The sequence below is a fragment of the Gaiella occulta genome (genome assembly GCF_003351045.1).
Taxonomy (GTDB): Bacteria; Actinomycetota; Thermoleophilia; order Gaiellales; family Gaiellaceae; genus Gaiella; species Gaiella occulta.
Genome location: NZ_QQZY01000001.1, coordinates 586,355 through 602,033, shown reverse-complemented (window position 1 = coordinate 602,033; position 15,679 = coordinate 586,355). Strand labels below are relative to the sequence as shown.

General features: G+C 74.2%; 13 protein-coding genes. 7 read left to right on the top strand and 6 right to left on the bottom strand.

The features are described 5' to 3' along the window. Positions 1-4 precede the first annotated feature (4 nt). Both Gocc_RS03085 and Gocc_RS16530 read right to left on the bottom strand, forming a co-directional pair. Entirely contained in the window at positions 5-1,189 is a 1,185-nt protein-coding gene (locus Gocc_RS03085; RefSeq protein WP_114795032.1) for a glycosyltransferase family 4 protein, read from the bottom strand. A 91-nt stretch (positions 1,190-1,280) separates the two neighbouring features. After that, positions 1,281-3,200, bottom strand: coding sequence for a YVTN family beta-propeller repeat protein (locus Gocc_RS16530; RefSeq protein ID WP_220150418.1), 1,920 nt, complete (start codon positions 3,198-3,200; stop codon positions 1,281-1,283). Positions 3,201-3,620: 420 nt separating this feature from the next. Here Gocc_RS16530 and Gocc_RS15950 point away from each other — a divergent pair, with 420 nt between their 5' ends. From Gocc_RS15950 to Gocc_RS15940, 5 genes are all read left to right on the top strand, one after another. After that, a complete protein-coding gene (locus Gocc_RS15950) occupies positions 3,621-3,983 on the top strand; it encodes a hypothetical protein (RefSeq protein ID WP_181813314.1) in 363 nt (120 codons plus the stop codon). A 201-nt stretch (positions 3,984-4,184) separates the two neighbouring features. Continuing rightward, a complete protein-coding gene (locus tag Gocc_RS03070; RefSeq protein ID WP_114795031.1) occupies positions 4,185-5,153 on the top strand; it encodes an alpha/beta hydrolase in 969 nt (322 codons plus the stop codon). After that, positions 5,146-7,248 (top strand): bifunctional lysylphosphatidylglycerol flippase/synthetase MprF, encoded by a 2,103-nt coding sequence (locus Gocc_RS03065; protein ID WP_114795030.1) that lies wholly within the window; start codon positions 5,146-5,148, stop codon positions 7,246-7,248. Before Gocc_RS03070 ends, Gocc_RS03065 begins: the two co-directional genes overlap by 8 nt. Beyond that, positions 7,245-8,156, top strand: a complete 912-nt coding sequence (locus tag Gocc_RS15945; RefSeq protein ID WP_181813313.1) for a hypothetical protein — start codon at positions 7,245-7,247, stop codon at positions 8,154-8,156. Before Gocc_RS03065 ends, Gocc_RS15945 begins: the two co-directional genes overlap by 4 nt. Then, positions 8,153-9,154: an alpha/beta hydrolase gene (locus tag Gocc_RS15940; protein ID WP_181813312.1), complete on the top strand. Its 1,002-nt coding sequence runs from the start codon at positions 8,153-8,155 to the stop codon at positions 9,152-9,154. Before Gocc_RS15945 ends, Gocc_RS15940 begins: the two co-directional genes overlap by 4 nt. Here Gocc_RS15940 and Gocc_RS03055 read toward each other — a convergent pair whose 3' ends face one another. Further along, positions 9,155-9,766, bottom strand: coding sequence for a phosphatase PAP2 family protein (locus Gocc_RS03055; protein ID WP_114795029.1), 612 nt, complete (start codon positions 9,764-9,766; stop codon positions 9,155-9,157). Between the two features lie 177 nt (positions 9,767-9,943). Here Gocc_RS03055 and Gocc_RS03050 point away from each other — a divergent pair, with 177 nt between their 5' ends. Next, positions 9,944-10,690: a COG4280 domain-containing protein gene (locus tag Gocc_RS03050; RefSeq protein ID WP_114795028.1), complete on the top strand. Its 747-nt coding sequence runs from the start codon at positions 9,944-9,946 to the stop codon at positions 10,688-10,690. Next, positions 10,687-10,902 (top strand): hypothetical protein, encoded by a 216-nt coding sequence (locus Gocc_RS03045; protein WP_114795027.1) that lies wholly within the window; start codon positions 10,687-10,689, stop codon positions 10,900-10,902. The genes Gocc_RS03050 and Gocc_RS03045 overlap by 4 nt, the downstream gene beginning before the upstream one ends. Positions 10,903-10,923: 21 nt before the next feature. On the opposite strand, the gene Gocc_RS03040 is transcribed toward Gocc_RS03045, so the two are convergent. The 3 genes from Gocc_RS03040 to Gocc_RS03030 all read right to left on the bottom strand — a co-directional run bounded on the left by Gocc_RS03040 (position 10,924) and on the right by Gocc_RS03030 (position 15,676). Beyond that, positions 10,924-12,270 carry an ATP-binding protein gene (locus Gocc_RS03040; protein WP_114795026.1) on the bottom strand — a complete coding sequence of 449 codons (1,347 nt, stop codon included), beginning with the start codon at positions 12,268-12,270 and terminating at the stop codon, positions 10,924-10,926. Next, on the bottom strand, positions 12,267-12,935 hold the full coding sequence (locus Gocc_RS03035) for a response regulator transcription factor (protein WP_220150417.1): 669 nt from the start codon (positions 12,933-12,935) through the stop codon (positions 12,267-12,269). Before Gocc_RS03035 ends, Gocc_RS03040 begins: the two co-directional genes overlap by 4 nt. A 74-nt stretch (positions 12,936-13,009) precedes the next feature. Continuing rightward, the gene (locus Gocc_RS03030; protein WP_220150416.1) at positions 13,010-15,676 is read right to left on the bottom strand and encodes an ABC transporter permease; all 2,667 of its coding nucleotides are present in this window, start codon (positions 15,674-15,676) and stop codon (positions 13,010-13,012) included. Between the last annotated feature and the right edge of the window lie 3 nt (positions 15,677-15,679).

The following is a 15,679-nucleotide window of genomic DNA, read 5'->3' as shown; positions in this document are numbered from 1 at the left end:
CGTGTCAGGCCGCGACCGGCACGGGAGCCGCGGGCACGCGCTCGGCCTCGCCTTCCAGGAGACCCTCGTACAGGCCCTCGAGGCGCTCGGCGACGAGCTGCCAGGAGAAGGACGCGAGCGCACGCGCGCGGCCGGCCGCCCCCATGCGGGCGGCGAGAGCCGGGTCGTCGAGCAGCATCCCGAGCGCCGCCGCGAATCCCGCCTCGTCGTCGGCGCGGTCGACCATGACACCGTCGACGCCGTCGCGCATCACGAGCTCGAAGCCGGGCAGGCGGCTCGCGACGACCGGGAGCCCCGCGCTCATCCCCTCGAGCACGACCATCCCGAACGAGGCGAGGCTGCACGGGGTGCAGAGGATCTCGGCGCTCGCCAGATACCGGGGCCGGAGGCGGTTCACGCGTCCGGCGAAGATCACCTCGCCACGCAGCCCGTCCGGCACCATCCGCTCGACGAGCGGGCGCAGCGGGCCGTCGCCGACGACGACGAGCTGCACGTCGTCGCGCGCCCGACGCAGCTCGCTGAAGGCGCCGATCATGTGCTTGACGCCGTTGCGCGGGTCGAAGCGGCCCACGAACACGATCGTCCGCTTCTGCGCGAGCGCGGCGATCGGCTCGGCGTCCGGCGAGAAGAAGGCGGTGTCGATCCCGTTCGGGATCGTCGTGAAGGCGATCTCGGGGAAGTGCGGCTGCATCGATTCGATCACGGCGTCCGAGACGCTGATGCTCGCGTCGAGGCGGCGGAACACGCGGCGCAGCGGCCTGCTCGACGCCCGCAGCAGGCGGTAGCCGCCCGGGACGACGCTGTGGAAGGTGCCGACGGTGACGGGGGCGCGCGACCTTCTGATCGCGGTCAGCGGCAGCATCCACCCGAACGGGTTGTGCACGTGCAGGACGTCGAAGGGCCGCTGCCGGAACAGCCGCTCGAGCGCGTACGGCAGCCCCGCGCCCAGCGTCACGAGCGTCTCCGAGCCGTTGACGTAGAACGGGAACGCCGTGCCGGCGTTCACCACCTCGAATGCACGCGCAGGCAGGTCGTCCCCGTCGACCGTCCGCGGGGTGACGGCGAGGCGGGGCGTGATCACGGTGACCTCGTGTCCCCGCCGCGTGAGCTCCGTCGCCTGGCCGTGGACGTGCTCGGTGATCCCGCCGAGCTGCGGGTAGTAGTAGTCGCTGACGATCGCGATCTTCATGCAGCCGACCGTAGGTGCGCCGATCTGACCGTCGCCTGAACGCGGGTCAGGGCCGGCCCGGACAGCCGCCGGCGCCACGCGCGCGGACGCGTCATCGCGTGATCCCGGTGTGCCCGAGCGAGAAGCGGCCGGGCTGGGGCCATACGGAGACGCCGTGCGGCCCGGCTCCGACCCTGATGCGCCGGAGCAGCCGACCGGTACGGGTGGCGATCGCGTAGATCTCGCCGTCGTAGCGCCCCGAGAGCCACAAGACGCTCCCGTCGGCGGACACGCCGCCCATGTCCGGGCTGCCGCCGCTGATGCGCCAGGTCGCGACGACCCTGCGCGAGGCGAAGTCGACGACGGAGACGCTGCCCGCGTCCCGGTTGGAGACATAGAGGAAGCGCGCGTCCCGGCTCGGGTAGAGGCCGTGGGCACCCCGGCCGGTCGGCAGGAATCCGAGCGTCCGCAGCGGCGCGCCCGACACCTCCCACACGCCGCCGGCGCGCGCGTCGGCGACGTAGAAGATCGTGCCGTCGGGCGACAGCTTCACGTCCTGGGGCTTGCCGCTGCCGTCGCCGAGCGCGAGCGTGCCGACGACGCGCTGCCGCCGCACGTCGACCTCGACCATCTCGCCGGAGAACTCGCAGCTCGCGAGCAGGTAGCGGCCGTCGGCCGAGAAGTCCATGTGGTCGACCCCCCTGCACGGCACGGCGAGGGAGTGGCGAAGCCGGAAGGTGTGCGGGTCGCGGAAGTCGAGGCGCGCGTTCCGCTCGGCGACGACGATCGCGTACCTCCCGTCGGGCGTGAAGTACATGTTGTACGGATCGGTGACGGGGATGGGCTTGCCGGGACGGGAGGTGCGGGGGTCGATCGGCGTCAGGCTGTTGCCGGCGTCGTCGAGGACGTACAGCGTCTTCATGTCCCATGCGGGCGTGACGTGTTGCGGTAGCGCGCCGACCGCGAAATGGCGCACGATGCGGAACGTCTGCGGGTCGATCACGTCGACCGTGTTGGCGAGGCTGTTCGGGACGTAGATGCGGGCAGGCATCCGGCGCGTCACGGCACTCAACATCGATCGGCCCGTGTGTGCGTAGACGCCGGCCGCGGCCCCCTCCGCGCGGCCCGCCGCCGCGCCGGCCGGCCGCGAGCCTGCGGCGACCGACAGCGCGAGCACGTCGGTCACGGCGCCTGTGCCGCTCCTGCCCCCGGCGACGACGATGCGGCCGGGCAAGGAGACGGCGGTGAGGTCGGAGAGCGCGCGCGGGAGGCGGCCTGCGCCGCGCACCCTGCCGCTCACGGCGTCGACGGAGACGATGCGGTCGCTGGCAGTACCGGCGCTGCTGCCCCGCCCTCCGATGACGAAGGCGAGCCCTGCGAGCGAGGCAGCGGCCGCGTGCGTGGTGGCGGCCGGGAGCGCCTCCGCCTTCGCGATCCTGCCGGTCGCGGGATCGAACGTGTAGACGGCACGGCTGGCGGCGCCCGTGGGCACGGAGCCGCCCGCGATGACGACCCGGCCGCCGGCGGCCGACACCGCCGCGTAGCGCAGCGCGGTCGGGAGGTGCGCGACGACGCGCGCAGGGCGCCCCGGTCGCCAGGCGACGATCGTGTCCAGCCACGCTCGCCCGGTGTACCCGCCCACGACGTATGCCGTTCCCGCCAGCGCCGCCGCCGCGCTGTCCGAGCTCGGGGCCGGAAGCCGTCCCACGACGGTCGTCGACGACGGGTGCCCGGGAGCGACGCGGACGATCTCGTCGATCTGGGCGACGCCGTTGCCGCCGCCGAAGAGATACACGCGGCCGCCGAGCGCGACGGCGGCCGCATCGTGGCGGGCTCCGGGCAGCCGGCCCACGACGCGCGGTCCGGAGCGGGCGATCGCGATCACCGCGTCGGTCGAGGCGTCCGCGGCGGTGAGCCCGCCGGCGACGACCGGGACGGCGCCCGCGGCCGCTCCGGCAGCATCCTGGAGAGGGCTGCCCAGGACAGCGAGCGGCTCGCTCCGCAGGACCAGGGCGCCGCCGCTCGCCCGCAAGGCGCCGACCGCGGCACCGGCGCCGCTCGCGGGAGCCGGTCGACGCGGGAAACCGGCCGCAGACGGAGCTCGCGGCGTGCGAGATCGGCCTTCGATCGCGAGGCCCACGACGAGAAGGGACACGACGCCGAGGGCTGCGGCCAGCGCGAGCCGGCGCAGGGAACGGCGCCGCCGCGACGCGGCCCGGCGGGCAACGGGATGCGAGGTCACCGCACGGCCGCCGGCGCCCCGCCTGCACAGGCCGCCGCATCCGCTCGCTCGGTCGAGGTTCGATCCCGCATCGCACACGACGCTACTCGGGCGCATCTGACAAGCACCTGAACGCCGCGGACGGCGGGGACGCGTTTCATCTCCGTCTCACGACCGTCTTCTACGTTCAGGGCGCATCGCAGATCAGACCCCGACACGAAGGAGATGACGATGCGCAACAAGCTCACCAAGATCATCGCGGGATTCGCGGCGCTCGCCGCACTCGCGCTCGGCGGAGCAGCGCTGGCATCCGCCGGCCAGGGAACGCCGAACCCGGTCACGCCGGCGACGACGCAGGCGAGCGCCGAGTCGAACGGCGGCGCGAGCGCCGCCGACACCGACTCGATCCAGGACCAGAGCGGCAAGGACGACGCGACCGAGCAGGCCGGCAGCGAGCAGGCCGGCAGCGAGCAGAGCTCGGGCTCGGAGCAGGCCGAGTCCGGCAGCGAGGTCGCGGGCAACGACGGTCCCGGCGGCCACGCCGACGAGCCCGGCAACCCGAACGCCGACCACCAGTTCGAGGGGCAGGAGTAGCGGGCCCGGACAGCGCGAGCAACGGCGTGCGGCCCCGGCGGTTCCGGGGCCGCACGCCGTTTCGCGACCGTCTGCCGGGAGACGGCAGCGGCCGTTCAGGAGCGATTCAGGCAGACCACGTCACGCTGCGACGACGGTGAGAAGCGAAACTGTCCACTCGCGGCCCGTCCGCGCGCCCGGCCGCCGTCCCGCGACCGCCGGGTGAGCGGGCAGGCGGTCGACCGCACGCCCTCCCGGAAGCGGCGCCCGCGGGCTCTGCGCGCGGCGCTGCTCGCGGTCGCCGCCGCCGCATTCGTCGCACCGGGGCTGCTCGGCCTCGTGCGCTACCTCGACAACTACTGGCTGTACCGGGGCTATCCGCCGCCGAAGGACCCCGCCTTCGTCGACCGGGCCGGAACGACGCAGACGATCGCGGTCGCGAGCCCCGCGCTCGGAGGCAGACGGCAGACGGTGATCGTCTACCTGCCGCCGGGCTACGCGCGGCATGCGGCCACGCGCTACCCGGTCTTCTACCTCCTGCACGGCTTTCCCGGACGCCCGGCCGCGTTCCTGCAGACCGTGCGCCTCGGCGTCGTCGAGGACATCCTGCTCGCGAAGAGGAAGGCCCGGCCGCTCATCCTCGTGATGCCGTTCGGCTCGACCGGCACGTTCACCGACAAGGAATGGGCAAACGGCGTGAGAGCCGGCGAGGGCTGGGAGACGTTCGTCGCCCGCGACCTCGTGCGCGCGATCGACGCCCGCTACCGGACGGTGCGAAGCGGCGGCGGACGCGCGCTCGGCGGTCTCTCCGAGGGAGGCTACGGAGCCGTCAACATCGGCCTCCACCACCCCGGCCGCTTCCGCGTGCTCGAGAGCTGGTCCGGCTACATGCTCGCCGACAGGGCGCGTTCGATCTTCGGCACCGACCCGCGGCGGCTCGCCCACAACAGCCCGCTGCTCGAGCTCCCGGGACGCGCCGCCGCGCTGCGCCGCGCGCACACCTTCGTGTGGTTCTACTCGGGTCGCCGCGACAAGCTGCGCGTGCAGAACGCCGCGTTCGCCTCCGCGCTCGCCCGCGCCCGCATCCCCCACCGCTTCTTCCTCGTCTCCGGCGGGCACAACTGGTCGCTGTGGCGCGGCAACGCATCGCTCGCCTTCCTGGCAGCATCGAGGAGGCTTGCCCGTGGCTAGGCGCGCCGCGCGCGGAGCGGCTCTCGCAGGCGCGGTTCTCACCGGGCTCGTCGTCGCCGCCGCCGCCTCGGGCTGGCTGTACCTGGTCCAGCCGAGCGGACCGGTGCCGGGGCCGCCGCTGCCGGACGCTCTCCCGCTCGACGAGCTGTCGCGGCGCTCGGCCGTACCGCTGCTCGTCTTCGTCGCGGTCTGGTCGGCGGCCGCGCTGCTGCTCGGGCTGCTCGCACGGCTCGTGCGCGCCAGGCGCCTGACGGCGGCGCTCCTGCTCGCGCTCGGCGCCGGATCGTTCGCGTACCTGACGACGGGCGTGTCGCTGCTCGTCGTCCGCCAGGTGCCGGCGCTCGACGCGTTCCACGCCGCGGCGCGCCTGCCGGCCGTCTACCTGCCGGCGGGCCTGGCGGGTCTCGGCGGCGCGCTGCTCGGGCGCCGGGGTGGGCGCGACGGGGAGGGGGAGCTGGCGCCGTTCACGCTGGCTGCGCTCGTCGCGCTCGCGGGTGCGTTCGACATGTTCGTCGCGATCTTCCCGGAGTACGAGTCGTCGCTGGTCGAGCAGCTGGCGCCCCTCCCCGTGCCGGGGGTCGGCGCCCTGCTCGTGGCGCCGGTCGGGCTCGGGCTGCTGGTGATCGCGCGCGGGCTGGCGCGGCGCAAGCGCCGCGCCTGGCAGCTCGCAGTGCTCCTCCTCGGCGGCTCGGCGATCCTGCACCTCGTGCACGGCGCCCACTACGGCGCGGCGGCGAGCGCCCTCGTCGCGCTCGCGCTCGTCGCACGCCGGCAGGACTTCCACGTGCGCGGGGATCCCGGCGCGGACACCCGCATCGTGGCCCGCACACTCCTGTTCGCGGCCCTGATCTACGGATACGGCGCCGCGGCACTGTGGGTGAACCGGCTCACCGCCGACCAGCCGTTCTCCGCCGGCTTTGCCCTGCGCGAGACGACCGCGGCGCTGCTCGGCCTCAGGCTGCGCGGCTCCGCGCACCTGTCCGGCACCTTCGGCCAGTGGTTCCCGCTCTCCATCCTCGGCCTCGGCTTGACGGCGGCGGCGATCGTCCTGCTCGGCTGGCTTGCGCCGTGGCGCTATCGCCTGCGCCAGGATGCGCGGGAGCGCGAGCTGGCCCGCCGCCTCGTCGCCGAATGGGGGGCGGACACGCTCGCGCCGTTCGCGCTGCGCGCCGACAAGTCGTACTTCTTCGACGACGAGGAGCGCGCGTTCCTGGCCTACACGGTCGTTGGCGGCGTCGCCATCGTCGCGGGCGACCCCGTGGGCGCGGCGGCGGCGCTCGACGGTCTCGTCAGCCGCTTCATCGCCTTCGCCCACGCGCGCGACTGGCGCATCGCCATACTCGGCGCCTCCGAGACCTGGCTCGATCTCTACCGCGCCCACGGCCTCCAGTCCCTCTACCACGGGGACGAGGCCGTCGTCGACACGGCCTCGTTCTCGCTCGAGGGCCGGCAGATCCGGAAGGTGCGCCAGTCGGTCACCCGGCTGAAGGCGGCCGGCTACCGGGTCGACGTTTTGCGCCCGCGCGCGATCGGGGACGCGCTGCGAGCCGAGCTGGAGGCGATCGCCCGCGCCTGGCGCGGCGACCAGCCCGAGAAGGGCTTCGTGATGGCGATCGACGCGCTCTTCCGGCTCGAGGACGAGGAGGCGGTGTTCGTGATCGGGCGCGCCGCCGACGGCACGCCCGCGGGCTTCCTCCACTTCGCGGTGTCGCGGGCGGGCTCCGCGCTGTCGCTCTCGTCGATGCCGCGGCTGCGGACGACGCCGAACGGGTTCAACGAGTGGCTCGTCTGCGAGGCGATCGCCTGGGCGCGGGAGCACGGCTTCGAGCGCGTGTCGCTCAACTTCGCCCCGTTTGCGGCGCTGCTCGCGCCCGAAGCCGAGCTGTCGCGCGTGCAGCAGGTGCAGCGCCGCGCCCTGCTCGCGCTCAAGGGCCACTTCCAGCTCGACAACCTGCTCCTCTTCAACCGCAAGTTCCTTCCGGGCTGGGAGCGGCGCTTCGTCGTCTACGAGCACCGTCGCGACCTGCCACGCGTCGGACTCGCCGCGCTCGCGGCGGAGGCGTACCTGCCGCTCAGCGGACGGCAGCGGAGATGACGGCGACGCTCGCCGCCGGGCTCGTGCTCGCGTTCGCCTCGGCCGCGGCGCTCAACTGGGGCTACCTCGCCCAGCACGGTGAGACGGCGCGGCTGCCGCCGCTCTCGCTTCGCCGCCCGCTGCTCTCGCTGCGCTCGCTCTTCACGAGCCTGCGCTGGCTGGCCGGCTTCCTCGCCGGTATCGGCGGCTGGGTGCTGTACGTCGCCGCGCTCGCGCTGGCGCCGCTCTCGCTCGTCCAGGCGGCGTCGGCGGGCGGCATCGGCCTGCTCGCGCTGCTCGTGTGGAAGACGACCGCAACGCCTCTCGCGCGCCGTGAATGGGCCGGCGTCGGCGTCGCCACGGCGGGGCTGGCGCTGCTCGGGGTCTCGCTCGCGGGCGAGCGCAAGAGCGGCGGCCACGGCTCCTGGCTCGTCGTCGCCGCCTGGATGGCGCTCTCGCTCGCCGCCGCGGCGCTCGCCGCGAGCCCGGCGACCCGCCGGCTCGCCGCAGGCGCCGGCCTCGGCATCGCGGCCGGCGTTCTCTACGCGGCAGGCGACGTCGGCACCAAGGCGGCCGTCGCGGGAGGCCCGTGGCTCCTCTTCGTCCCGGCGCTGCTCGCCTGCCACGGGCTCGCCTTCGTCGCGCTCCAGCTCGGCTTCCAGCGCGGCGGGGCACTCGCGACGGCCGGCGTGGCGACGCTGTTCACGAACGCGCTGCCCATCCTCGCCGGGCTGATCGTCTACCACGAGCCGCTGCCCGCCGGACTGCTCGGTGCGCTCCGTCTGCTCTCCTTCGCCGCGGTGATCGCGGGCGCGGCCGTGCTCGCGCGCGGCGGCTCGACACCCGGGGAGACGGCCCCGGGGATCCGCGCAGCGCAGCAGAGCATGCTCGGGGTGCTGCGGGGCGAGCTCGGGTCACCGCCGGCGTGACCCGCACTCCGCGTCGACCAGGCGCCCTCGCCCGCGATCGCGAAGCGATCTCACGGGGGCGCGCCGGCCGCGCCGCCGTGCTCGCAGCCATCGTGGTCGCCGCGGCTCTCGCGGCCGCGGCGACACTGGTGCGCGACGCGCGCGGCCGCGAAGCCGACCTGGCGATCAGGGAACGGACGCTTCGCTCGCATGCGCTCGGGATGACGCTCCGGTTCGCCGTCTCCCTCCCTCCCGGCTACGACGGCGGCGGGCGCTATCCGGTCATCTACTTCCTGCACGGGCTCCCCGCTTCCGCATCCGCCTTCCGCGACATCGGGTTCGTCCGCAGGGCGCTGGAGCAGGTCGGGGGGCGTGCCATCGTCGTCGCCCCGCAGGCCGCCCGCGACGGCGACTCCGATCCCGAGTACATCGACTGGGGCGAGGGACGCAACTGGGAGACGGCGATCGCACGCGAAATCCCCGCCTACGTCGACCGCCACTTCAGGACGATCCCGAATCGGCGCGGACGCGCGCTCGTCGGCATCTCCGCCGGCGGCTACGGCGCCATGCTGATCGGACTCCACCATCTGGACACCTTCTCGGTGATCGAGTCGTGGAGCGGCTACCACCGACCCACCGACCCGGACGGCACCAGCGTCCTCGACCTCGGATCGCCGGCCGCGAACGCCCGCGCGAGCGCCCACGCGCTCGTCGGAACGCTCCGCCGCTCCGCCGCTCGCCGACCGCTGCTCCTCGGCTTCTACGTCGGGAGGCGGGACTCGCGCTTCCGGCGTGACAACGTCCTCCTCGACGCGGAGTTGCGCGCCGCCCGCGTGCCGCACATGTTCCGGCTCTACGGCGGCGGGCACGACCAGGCCCTGTGGTCTGCCCGCGCGGGCGAATGGCTGGGGCGCGCGCTTGCGGCGCTGGCACCCGCCGTCGACGGCGCCGCCGCTACGACCCCGGCGTCGACTCCTCCCGATCTCTCGCGGCCGGCTCTCCTGCCCGGGCGACCGTGACTAGCCGCGGTCTCCGCGGCCGTCCCGGCCGAGAGCGAGCCATAGCGGCTGCACGATCGGGTCGGTCACGCGCTCGACGACGCTCACGATCCGCACCGCGAGAGGACGCCCGGCGCGCACGACGACGGCCGCGCATGCGGTCCCGACGAGCGCGGCCGCGACCACGTCGGCCGGGTAGTGCACGCCCGTGAGGACTCGCCCCACCGAGACGGCCACCGCGGCCGCGAGGAAGAGCGAGCCGACGGCGCGGTCGAACAGCAGCACCGCGACGGCGATCGCGAACGCGGCGCTCGCATGGTCGCTCGGGAACGAGGGGTCGCCCGAGCGGCTCCCCCACACGGCCGCGTCGGGGTGGGAGGCGAACGGTCGATCCCGGAACCAGACCTGCGCGACGAGCTGGTTGAAAAGGAGCGCAAGCCCTGCGGAGGCGAGGGCCGAGGTGCACGCCAGCTTCCACTTCCGCGCGGTGCCCGGCCGCGAGCCGAGCCAGAGGGCGAGCGTCGCGATCGCAAACAGCGGAATCGCCCACGACTCGACGCTTGCGGCAACGCGCCCGATCCAGGAGTGCGCGGCGACGAACTCGTTGACGGCGTGATAGAGGCGGTAGTCCATGCGGAGATCTCCCGGTCGTCTCGAGGCTCGTTCGCCGCGGGTACGCGGGACATCAGGCCTGCGCCTCCACCGTAGCCGCCGTGCGACCGGGAGGTATCGCCCTCGGCACACGTGTTCAGGTTCCGTTCAGGTCGCCGACGGGTACGCTCGGCGGGTGCCCGGCGGTCGTGTCCAGACATGACGAGCGACCTCTTCCTCGTCGCCGGCGCAGCACTCGCGAGCGCGGTCGAGATGGTCGAGGCGATGACGATCGTGCTCGCGCTCGGGACGACCAGGGGCTGGCGCTGGCCGCTCGTGGGCTCGGCTGCCGCGCTCGTCCTGCTCTCGGTGATCGTCGCGGCGCTGGGGCCCGCCCTGGCCGGGATCCCGATCGGCGCACTGCGGCTCGTCGTGGGCTCTCTCCTCCTCCTGTTCGGCCTGCAGTGGCTGCGCAAGGCGATCCTCAGGGCCGCAGGTCGCAAGGCCCTCCACGACGAGGTCGCCGTGTTCGCCGCCGAGACGGCACGTGCTCGCGCCGCGGGCCGCGCCGCGGCCACCGACTGGTACTCGCTGGTGCTGTCGTTCAAGTCGGTGCTCCTCGAAGGGCTCGAGGTGGCGTTCATCGTCCTGACGCTCGGCACCGCTCAGGGCAAGACGGCGCTCGCCGCCGGCGGAGCGGCCGTCGCGCTCGTCGTCGTCGGCGTGACCGGGCTCGCTCTCAGGGCTCCGCTGAGCCGCGTGCCGGAGAACGCGCTCAAGTTCACCGTCGGCATCTTGCTCACCTCCTTCGGCGTCTTCTGGTCGGCGGAGGGAGCGGGCGCCGACTGGCCGGGCGGCGACATCGCCCTGATCGCGCTCATCGCCGTGACGCTCGGCTGGTCGGCCCTGATGGTGCGCGCGTTGCGGGCGCCGGGCGGCGCCTCGCGGGCCGAGGCCCTCCCGTGAGCCGCCTGTTGCGCTCCATCGTCGAGTTCGTCGTCGGGGACGATCCGGGGCTCGCGCTGGGCGTCGCCGCCGCCCTGGCGGTTACCGCAGGGCTGTCGGCGGGCGGTATCCCGGCCTGGTGGGTGCTCCCCGTGGCAGTGCCGTGCCTGCTCGCGTGGTCGCTGCGCCGCCTCTCGCGACGCACCGGCGCCGGCGTGTCGTCGCCACCGTAGCGAGCTGTCGCCGGGGAGAGGTCAGGCGACCGGCAGCCGCACGACGAAGCGGCCTCCGGCGCCGTCGTGCTCGGCGCTGATCTCGCCCCCGGCACTGCGCGCGAGACGCTGCGCGAGAGCCAGGCCGAGCCCGGCCCCGCCCGGCTCGGCTGCGGCCGCCGATCCGCGCACGCCCGGCTCGAAGATGCGCTCGCGCTCGTCCGCGCCGACGCCGTCCCCGTCGTCGACGACGCTGACCAGCACGGTGGCGCCGTTGCGCAGCACCTCGACCGAGACGGAGCTGCGGCCGTAGCGGACGGCGTTGTCGAGCAGGGGCTGGATGATGCGCTCGACCAACCCGTCCTCGATCGCGACGCGGACGGGAGCGTCCGGGAGCGCGAGCGTGATGCGGACACCGCCGGCGTCGGCGCCGTCCTGCACGGAGGCGACCGCGGCACGGACGCCGTCGCGGGCATCGCTCGTCGTCCGCGTCAGGCCGGCATCCTGCCGGGCTGCGGACACGAGCGCCTCGACCGTGCGTGTCATCTGCTCGGCGCTGCGGCGCACCGCCTCGAGGCTGGCGCGGTAGTCGTCGCCGCTGCGCTCCCGGCGCAGGGCCAGCTCCGTCTCGGCGGCGATCTTCGCGAGCGGCGTCCGCAGCTCGTGGGAGAGCTCCGCCGTGAAGCGCTGCTCGTGCCGGAGGCTCGCCGCGAGACGCTCGAGCAGCGCGTCGAGCGTGCAGGCGAGCCGCGTGAGCTCGTCGTACGGCTCACCGAGGCCGAAGCGCCGGTCGAGATCGTGGTCGCTCCATGCCGCCGCGTCCTTCGTCATCAGGGAGACGGGGAGCAGCGCCCTGCCGAGGATCCAGCGCGTCAGCACGGTCACGGCGGCGAGCAGCGCGACCGCCAGGGCCACCGAGCCGACGAGCGCGATCGTCTCCGTCTCGTCGTAGGGATGGAGCGGGACGCCGGCGACGACCGTGCCGACCCGCTTTCCCTGCTGGAGGACGGGAAGCGCGTACAGCCGCATCGTCTCGTTCACGCGCAGCGCCCGCTCCGGCCCCCCGGCGAGCGAGGCAGCGGCGGCCGTGATCGAGTGGGCGATGCGCGGCGTCTCGATCGCCGTCGTGCCGGCGAACACCCACACGGGGCTCCCGAGCGCCGCTCCTTCGTCCGGCCCCTCGGGCACGACGAGCTTGCCGTCGACCACCTTGAGCGAGGAGATCTCCGCCACGGCCTGCGCCTTCGCGAGCGCGATCGCGCTGTCCGAGAGGCGCTGGCCGAGCAGCAGGTTGAACGCCGCCACGCCGATCGCGAGAGCGAGCGCGACGGCGCCGACCACGGCGAGGAGCAGGCGCGTTCGGACACCGAGGCGGAGCCGCGGCCTCATCGCAACGAGTAGCCGACTCCGTGCACCGTCGCGATCTCGGGCGCAGCGGGAAGCGCCGCCAGCTTGCGCCGCAGACGTGCGATGTACACGTCGAGGGTGTTGTCGTGGACGATCGCCCCGTGCGGCCAGGCAGCCTCGACGAGCTGCCGGCGTCGCACCGCGTCTCCCGGCGTGGAGGCCAGGCGGGCGAGGATGCGGAACTCCGTCGGCGTCAGCTCGGCCGTCCCGCCGCCACAGGAAACCGCGTGGGTGCCGGGGTCGAGCCGCAGCCCGCCGACCTCGAGCGAGAGGTCGGCGCCGCCTCTCCTCATCAGCGCGCGCAGCCGTGCGACGAGCTCCGCGAATGCGAACGGCTTCGTCAGGTAGTCGTCGCCGCCGGCGGCGAATCCGGAGAGCCGGTCGGGCAGCGCGTCGCGGGCCGTGAGGAAGATGACCGGCGCCGCGGATCCCTGCGCGCGCAGCGCCTGCACCACATCCCGGCCGTCCGCGTCGGGGAGCCCGATGTCGACGACCAGCGCGGAGAGCCCTTCGGGAGGGAGCCGTGCGAGCAGCTCGGCGGCGCTTCCCACGGCCGTGACGGTGAAGCCTTCCTCGCGCAGGCCCCGCGTCAACAGCACGCGGAGCTCGGCGTCGTCCTCGAGCACGATCACGTGAGGGTCGATCACGTCCCGGGCAGTATCGCGCTGCGACGACGCCTCGGGTGCCGCCAGCGGGTGCATCGCCGGCGCCTGCCCTCCCGTCACAGGTCGCGCAGGACGGAGACGGCGGGCCTGCGGACGGAGCGGATCGCCGCCGCTCCGGCCGCCGCCACGGCGGCGAGCGCGACCGCGGCGACGCCGATCAGGTAGCCCCACGGGACGGCGAGGCCGGTCGGCGGAGGGTCGAAGACGCCGGTGAGCACCTTCACGAGCATGACCGCGAGCGCGGCGGCACCCGCCGCGCCGAGGATGAGCCCGCCGAGGGTGACGTAGGCGGTCTCGCTCCAGATGAAGCTGCCGAGCTGGCGCTGGCTCGCGCCGAGCGCCTGCGCGATCGCGAACGTGCGGCGGCGCTCGGCGAGCCCGAGCCAGAGCAGGAGCCCGGTCGCCGCCGCGGCGAGCACGAGCGCGAAGCCGAGCTCGACGCGCGTGAGCCCGGCGAGCTCCACGGACGTGATGCTGCCGGCGATCTTGCGCCGCTTGCTCGTGATGTCGCTCACGAGCGCGCTCGTGCCGACCTGCGCGGCGACGCGCCTGGCAACCTGGTCGGGCGGCGTGTCGCCCGTCTGGATGAGGAAGGTTCCGACGGCGTTCGAGCCCGTGGCCTTCGCGACGTAGCTCGCGTTCGCGACGAAGAAGCTGTCGCTCGGCGCCGACGGGAACTCCAGCGCGACGCCAGCGTAGGTGAACGGCACCGGGATCGACTTCTTCGTGCGCCCGTCCTGGATGCGCAGGTTGACCCGGTCGCCGGGCCTGAGCTGGTAGTCGGTGGCGGCTTCCTGGCTGACGAGGATCGCGTCGGGCTTCGCGGCGAGCCGCGCGAACAGCTCCTTCGCCGTGCCGCCGCGGAAGAACGAGTCCTGCAAGCGCCCGTTCCCGACGATCGTCGCCGGGTTGACGCCGTAGAGATCCTGCAGGTCGGCGCCGATGTAGGCGAAGCGATGTTGCAACGGCTCGACGACCTTGACACCGGGGATGCCTGCGAACCGCGCCGCCGCCGCAGGGCCGACGCGGACGCCCGGCGATTCGGTGACGACGACGTCGGCGCCCTTGCTGAGCCGCGCGTCGACCTCGGCCTGCTGCTTGTAGGTGGCGTTGAACGCGGCGGTCGAGGCGGCGAACGCCACCGTCAGCGCGACGAGCGTGAGGGCGCCGGCGAGTTGCCTGCGCTGGCGCGTCATCGTCGCCGCCACCGTACGGGCGAGGCTCCCGGACAGCGGGCTCACGAGCCGCCGCAGCAGGCCGCCGCCCCGCCGCAGGAACAGGTCCGCGAGCCGCCAGCTGAGCAGCCCGATGCCGATCCAGAGGAGGATCGGGGCGAGGAACGAGTAGTAGTCGACCGAGACCTGCGGCGTGCCCTCGACCGCGAGCACGAGCTTGTAGCCGTTGCTGCCCGTGCGCCAGAAGACGAACGCGGAGCCGGCGAGCGCGAGCACGTCGATCCAGAGCCGCGCCCACAGCGGCGACCGGGCGCGGCCGACGACGCGGCGCGCGGCGCTGACCGTGAGGGAGCGCGCATCGCGCCACGCCGGCAGCGCGATCGCCGCCGCCGAGACGAGCACCCCGGCCAGGATCGCTCCCACGCTCCACACGATCGAGTCGCGCGTGGTCGCACCGAAGCCGTTCGACCCGAACGCGAGCTTGCCGATCGCGAAGGCGCCGACGAGCCCGAGCGCGCCGCCGACGAGGGCGACGAGCATGGTCTCGGAGAGGGCGAGGCGAAGAAGGTCGCGCGCGGTTGCCCCCCGGGTGCGCAGCAGCGCCTGCTCGCGGCGGCGGCGATCGGCGCCCGCACCCGCGACGGACGCCGTCACGAGACCCGCGAGGATCGCGCCCGGCAGGCCGAGGAAGAGGAACACGATGCGCGCGTAGAGGCTGTCCGAGCGCGCCTTCGAGAGCGCATCCGCGAGGTTGTTGCCGACGAGGCCCGTGCCCTGGAGCTGCGTCTCGAGGTTGCGTCCGAGCCCGCCGACGCGGACGTACGCGCTCGTGGGGTCGCGCGGCAGCCCCGCATGGTCGATGTTCGCGTGGATCTGGGTGCGGACGAGATCCGGGCGAACGGCGGCGAGCGGGTCGAACAGCGCGTGCCAGCGCTCGAGCGGCAGGAACAGCACGTTGTCGGGCGGCGGCGGCTGCCTGGCGCCGGGGGGCGCGCCGACCGTCTGGAAGAGGGCGTCGGCCGCGGGCATGTCGATCACCCCGTCGACGCGCACGCGCACGCTCGGCAGCCCGGCCCGCTGGATCGTGACCGCGTCTCCGAGCCCGACGCCCAGGTTCGCGGCAAGCTGCTGCGCGATGAGGACACCATGCTCGGCACCGATCAGCTGCGTGATCTCGTCCGGGTAGACGGCACGGTAGGCGCTCGGGATTCCGAGCACGAAGCCGGGGCCCGCGCTCGTCGCGGCACCGTGCGAGACGGCGCTGTAGCCGGCCGCGGCGGCGTAGCCGACGGGCAGCGCCGTCGTCACCGGCGGGAAGCTCTTCACCCCGCGCAGGAGCTGCGCGGGGTCGGCCCCGGTCTGCCCTTCCACCTGCCAGTCGAGCGGGACGCGGGAGATCGCGCGCTCGGTCATCGCCGCGCTCGTGCCCGACAGGAACGCCCCGATCGAGGCGAGCAGGGCGACAGCCACCGCGACGCCGGCAGCGGTGGCGACGAGACGCCCCTTGCGACGCGCGAGAAGGCCGCGAACCCAGCTCAGCGGCAGCACGAT

What these genes read in the sequence shown, in the direction of transcription:
- Gocc_RS03085 (WP_114795032.1), bottom strand. Translation starts at nt 1,189, where the DNA reads ATGAAGATCGCGATCGTCAGCGACTACTACTACCCGCAGCTCGGCGGG.
- Gocc_RS15950 (WP_181813314.1), top strand. Translation starts at nt 3,621, where the DNA reads ATGCGCAACAAGCTCACCAAGATCATCGCGGGATTCGCGGCGCTCGCC.
- Gocc_RS15945 (WP_181813313.1), top strand. Translation starts at nt 7,245, where the DNA reads ATGACGGCGACGCTCGCCGCCGGGCTCGTGCTCGCGTTCGCCTCGGCC.
- Gocc_RS03055 (WP_114795029.1), bottom strand. Translation starts at nt 9,766, where the DNA reads ATGGACTACCGCCTCTATCACGCCGTCAACGAGTTCGTCGCCGCGCAC.
- Gocc_RS03050 (WP_114795028.1), top strand. Translation starts at nt 9,944, where the DNA reads ATGACGAGCGACCTCTTCCTCGTCGCCGGCGCAGCACTCGCGAGCGCG.
- Gocc_RS03040 (WP_114795026.1), bottom strand. Translation starts at nt 12,270, where the DNA reads ATGAGGCCGCGGCTCCGCCTCGGTGTCCGAACGCGCCTGCTCCTCGCC.